Below are 5,905 nucleotides of genomic sequence, written 5' to 3' on the forward strand. Positions count from 1 at the left end.
AGACTCGTTACAAAAAATGAATGGGTAAACAACAATTCGCCTGCAGGGCGAACCGATTGGATGATGACCTTTCTCGGCTTAGACCATGATTTCGCTTGATAGTCGATTTCCTCATAATAACATTCAGACTTTGTCACATCTGACGGTACTGTGGCTGGATGACATTCATCTGCCATTCGCTGTAAAATGGCGTTAGATTTCAAACGAATGACATAATAAACCGATTCACGTTCACATAAATCGTATAGAGCTGGAACGGCAAAACCACTATCGCCGCGTAAGAATGGTGTCGTTGCCGGAAATTTTTCATTGTAATGTTTGATAAGTGGTTCCACAAAATCCACAACACCATTGGACGTATACACATTTCCAGGGCGTAGCTGGGCTTTTAGGAAATCGCCTGTTATCCCATCGAAGGCAACCAATGGATGAAAGCCAACAGTCCCGTAATGGGTATTATAAGCTGTAAATTCTTGTTGGCCGTATGTGTCAGCATGTGTTGAATCTAAATCAATGATGAGTGCTTTTGACTCTCTCAGTTCATGTACTTTATCTAAAAGTTCTTGGTTAGCGTGATGTAATTGTTCAATGGACTCATGATCAAATCGTGTATAAAAGCGAGATAAACTAGGTTGAGAACCTAACGCATTTGTTCCAATGACTTGTGTAAAAACGGGGTCATTTGTTAATTGATCGGCCGCATCATCCTCGGCATAACCAGCGATGACTTGATAAAGCTTTTGACGAAGTAGATTTTCATTTGAATGAACATGGTATTTTCTCTCGTCGTTCAGATGCAGGTGTTGAACAAGAGTATCAGAGAATCCGATTTTTTCATCAAACTCTCGAAAAACGAATTCACCTGTATCAGAAGAAAGAGAGCCTCCATCAGTTGATAATTTAATTCGACGATTGAAATCTAGTGTTAGTTGCGGTAAAGTAGCCATTATAAGAATCCTTTCTGTGGTTATTTCGTAGCTGTTTTAACCTTATCAGAAATGGATTCTTTTTTCATTTATTTGATGCATGGACCATTTAGCTCAATACCTTGATAGATAAGCATTATTTGGTTATCAAAGATTTTTTATGAATAATTCAGGATGAATAATAAGTTATACTTATTTTAAGCAACTTACTAAAAATATAATTATATAGTGAAATGCCTGATCCAATTCCATCATGGTAGGTTGAACGGACTCATTTTCTGTATTAGTCATTTTTTTAACATTTTTAGCCCACCATATCAAAATAATTCTCCGATCAATAATTACATGACTCACAAAGATTATAAAAATAGCTATCCAACTAAAATATCCTGCAAAGATGTAGCCCATTGCCGTTAAAACTAACGTATAAATAAAACTATGTGATAATAACGCCTTCCAGCTAGTTGTTTTTTTTACTGCTTGTCGATCTGTTTGAAGTAAATAATCAGCAATCTTATGTCCAATATAAAGTATAATAAATAATTTAATATTAAAATTTACACCGGGAACAAAATTATTTATCTCTATAAAGCCAAATATTTTAGAACCAAATAAATAAGTAAACAAAAGCATTATTGTTATTAAAAAGTAAATTACAGCGGTAATTGCTGAACTAGCACGAGCAATTTTAACATTCCTTATCAAAGAAATCTTTTGCAACTCAAGCACTAATTCTTTCTCAATAGATATGTTGTCAAGCATTGAAATTTTATCATGGTAATCTTTGGCACTTTCCCTTATCTGAAGTTTTTTATAATTTCCATATAAATATTTACCTTTTATTTCAGGTGTTGTTTCGGCTAGAAAAAATAAACCTTGAGCATCAAAATCTTTGGTATTAATTTGATTATTAGGATTAATTCGAGGAACCAGAGTCAAATACGACAACCATACACTTTTCAAAAAGAAAAAAATCAAAGCTATAATAAAAATTGCAATCAGAAATTGTTCTGATTTATTCTCTAAACCAAACAAAAAATTATACCATTCATTTTTTGTTCGGATAAGAATATTCATAACTAGTGTCCAAAAAGCAATTACAACTCCTGCTTTCGTATCCGTAAAGCGAATTGTATTTTGCGTATCGTCAATAGCCTTATATAGAAATTCCAATTTATTCTTGTCATCTTTTTTTTCATCTGACAAACGTTATCCCTCACAATCGATAATTTCGTAATTCATGTCCTTTATAACTTCTCCGAATTTATTAATCTTGTATATAGAAAATTTAACGTTACCATCATGAATTCCAGTAATGATAAAAATAGGAGCATGAGTACTATCGAAATAATTATTAATATTTATCATTGTAGACTGATCTAACTTAGAAGGGATTAAGCTGTAATTTCTTGGATGGGAATGCCAAGTACCAATCAAAAATTGGTTTATTTGAAGTTTTTCTTTTACATATTCTAAAAGGCTATCGTTATCGAATTCAACTTTTGAAAAAGTTCTTTTAGCATTACGCCCTGCATCAGAAACATCTAGAACTCGTACCCATTCTGGATTCATCTTTCCAAAAATATATCCACCATTTTCAGTATCATTATATTTTACCGTGAGTTTTTCCATTTTTTTAATTACTTTTTTTGAAATATATATTTTCCTTTTTTTCATATACTTTCCCTTTCACAAAAACACAAGTGACTTTTATCTAAATAACCGATTAGAGGTGTAGGAATTATATCGTCCATTCCCCAATAATAATTAACATAGTCAAATTTAAATTTCCCATGCTTATTATAAAAGGAAAGAATTGACACAATCTGTGTTGCTAAAAAGACCATTCGTTCCATTTGTGATACCGTATGTGGGTTCCCGCAAATATCAATTTCATTCGAATCGTATTTTTCTATTTCCTTTTGTGATAATTCCTGTATTTGTTTTAAATCTTTATTTTCCTTTGCTTCATGATAGTAGCAATTTAAGCATCCTGTAGAGGGAGTAGTTATTACTATCTCTTGTAAGATATTGTTAGCTGATGTCCACGCCCAAATAACAGGCTTTTTATAATTTATTAATTTATTAAATGCAAAATAATCAAATTTAGCCGAATCCCCCACAGTTACAATAAGAACATCAGCTAATTCAATTACCTCGTCATCATTAGCCGTTGCAAAAATATTCTCATGCAAATAATAATTAGATAAAAGTTGTTTTAATGCAAGTGATTTATATTCACCTACATGAATTGAACCTAGTACATGCCTACCAATATTTTCAAGAGCCATTTTATCGTAATCCGCCATTAACAAAGCTTTCACATCTTTTTCAGCTAATAATCTCGCAATTTGACTTCCTAAAGAACCTACTCCTATCATCCCTACTGTCATATCAATTCCATTAGGGCGTTCAGGGATACCTTCTATTTTAATATTAGTTACGTTAAATTCCGCATCTCGCTCAAATGATTCTCTTCCTGTAATGAAAGAAGTAACCTCTGTCTTTCCTCGATCACCTTTGTACATGATCAAAAAGATTAGGCTTTTTATATCCTTATCTATAGAACTTATAGGAAAGTTGTTCCTTAGAGTTTGAATCAATTGGTAAAGAGTTTTAAATGAAAAGCCTCTTGGAAGTCGTACAAGAAAAAGAGTCGATTTAGAATGTTTATTTGGCAGTCGAAATTGTTTTAGAATATTAAAACCTCTATCTTCACTAAAATCAGGAAAGAAAGAATATGGTTTGTTTGAATCTATGCTTTCATATTCATAAGTTTCTCCCCTCTTTTTGGTAGAGGCCTCTTTCCCATTTTTAAATAAAAATGGTGTATGATCAACAGTCGTTTTATAAAACTTTTTAAGTTCAATACTTTCAAATTGATTTATAAATCCTTTAGGTAGATACATTACTAATTGGGTAAATTGAGGTAATATTCTCCACGATATTAAATCTTCCTCTTTCTTCCAGTCTTGGTTGACATTAGACTGTAACCAGTCTAAAATTCTTTGATAAATAAAATTACCATTGTATTCAACTTTTGCTGCCCAATTATGTAAACAACAAATATAGAACTGTGAATTTTTGGGGTTATCAATCAATAATTCATCAATATGTCGCCAATTAGCTGGTATTACTTTATGCAAGTTACTTTCACCATTTATACTAATTAATTTTATTGACGGCTGCTTCAAAGGATAATCTTTTATTGAAACCTCTACATTAATATAATAACCATTTTCCTCACCATTTTGAGGGATCCTACCCACACCAATAGTTTCTTCAGAAAAGCAGAAACCGAGTTCTTGTAACTCGGCTTTTACTTCTATTAATTGACTACCCATGTTGTACCTTCTCTTGTCTTGCAATATGAATACTTGCAGCCTTGGCCATTTCAGATGCATCATAAACATTACAATATCCTGCGACTTCTTCAATTGTTATTATTTCATCCTTATATGGCTTACAATCTAAATAATATACTTTTCTATTCTGTTTTTGCCCGAACATTTGCCTTTCATAATTAGTATAAAAACATATAGGAACTTCCTCTTTAAAATCCATTAATTCCTTATATTTCTCTCCTAGAATTAAAATTCTTCCGTACTTTGGTGAACCTTCTATTTTTTCTTCTTTGATGTCATTATAATAACTTAACAACTTCGCAGAAAAGTCAATTTCAAATGAAGTAGCCTTTACTTCACCAACAGCTTTCTTTATACCGTTATCATTAACAATAACACCTTGAGGATTCATAAGAGTATTATTGGAGAATTCAATTCCTACTTTTATATCAAGTAAATTGTTGGAGCTATTTGCAAACGTTTCTTGACCTTTGTCAATTAAATTTTGCCTTAATTCTTCATTTAATAAATCTGTACTTTCAAGTATTCTTAACGCTATAAGAAAAGCCCTAGCACCAATAGTCCAATCATCTGCATCTTCTGGTTGTGTTCCACCAATTAAAATCATCAAACCATCACCCGTAATGGAGTGAATATGTGCTTGATAATATCTTGCTAACCTAATCCAAGTTGATATTGCTTTTTGCTTTAATTCAGCAATCTCCTGAATTGTTTCAATCCCCGGTTCATCTACAAATAATGCTCTTCTAGTAAAATTTCGTAAATCAACAAAAAGTGAACACATTTTAACATCAGCTTTTTGGTTGATTTCATTATAAAAATCATTTTCCTCTCTAACATTCTCTAATAGATAATCAAAATCTATATGTCCGCCTATTTTAAAACCCTTTTCTAATTCCTGCTTTATAATAGTTTCTATTTCTCTTTCTTGCTGCTGATCCTCTGCACTTTTAAATAAATTTTTTTGCTCATTTAATAGTACGGAGAGAGGATTTTTACTTATTTTATAGCGAGTATTATTCGATATAACTGAGCGATACATTGAACCCTTATTAACCAATATTATTCCCCCATTCCTTTATTGTTTAGCTCCATTCTAAATTAGCAATCATATAAATAAATTGTAAGATATTTTTGTCAAATCCACAAGATTCATGTCCCTTAAAACCATTACCTTTGAACTATAAATCCATTTAACTATAAATCCTTCACAAAACTTTAACTATAGAGAAAGAAAATATCCGTATATTTGGTACATTCGATTATCAGCTGCTCTGAATAATTAAAGTAAGGAATAACTACTGAGGAAACAATATATTTTTACTCACAATTTAAGATTAGTTTAAAAATTAAAAAGAGGATTACTAAAATTAGAGTGCGGCATAATTACTACAATTTATTAACAAAGTTTTATACATTATTTAGTGACTAAAATGAAAAAAACGATCCAAAAAGGAAAGATTTATTAAAATTGAACCATAAAATTTGGTTCTTAGTCAAATGTTGGGGTGGCATAGGAGGGCGAGCCCCTCTTATCCTACCCCGAATGTCTGATGTTTGAATTGATGATGCAAGAGAATACGGTTTCGCAAGCGATCATAACGCCGAAAACCA

5 protein-coding genes are annotated in these 5,905 nt (G+C 31.7%); all 5 read right to left on the minus strand.

The features are described 5' to 3' along the window. A partial coding sequence (locus tag E2L07_RS19825) for an IS1380 family transposase (protein WP_134230463.1) occupies positions 1–947 on the minus strand: 947 nt, incomplete at its 3' end. Positions 948–1,118: 171 nt separating this feature from the next. Next, positions 1,119–2,132: a DUF3307 domain-containing protein gene (locus tag E2L07_RS19830; RefSeq protein ID WP_134230464.1), complete on the minus strand. Its 1,014-nt coding sequence runs from the start codon at positions 2,130–2,132 to the stop codon at positions 1,119–1,121. Positions 2,133–2,135: 3 nt separating this feature from the next. After that, on the minus strand, positions 2,136–2,603 hold the full coding sequence (locus E2L07_RS19835) for a Mov34/MPN/PAD-1 family protein (RefSeq protein WP_134230465.1): 468 nt from the start codon (positions 2,601–2,603) through the stop codon (positions 2,136–2,138). Then, positions 2,600–4,270 (minus strand): ThiF family adenylyltransferase, encoded by a 1,671-nt coding sequence (locus tag E2L07_RS19840; protein WP_166740142.1) that lies wholly within the window; start codon positions 4,268–4,270, stop codon positions 2,600–2,602. The genes E2L07_RS19835 and E2L07_RS19840 overlap by 4 nt, the downstream gene beginning before the upstream one ends. Then, on the minus strand, positions 4,263–5,351 hold the full coding sequence (locus tag E2L07_RS19845) for a hypothetical protein (RefSeq protein WP_134230467.1): 1,089 nt from the start codon (positions 5,349–5,351) through the stop codon (positions 4,263–4,265). Before E2L07_RS19845 ends, E2L07_RS19840 begins: the two co-directional genes overlap by 8 nt. Between the last annotated feature and the right edge of the window lie 554 nt (positions 5,352–5,905).

This window comes from Halalkalibacterium halodurans, assembly GCF_004376175.1.
GTDB lineage: Bacteria > Bacillota > Bacilli > Bacillales > Bacillaceae_D > Halalkalibacterium > Halalkalibacterium halodurans.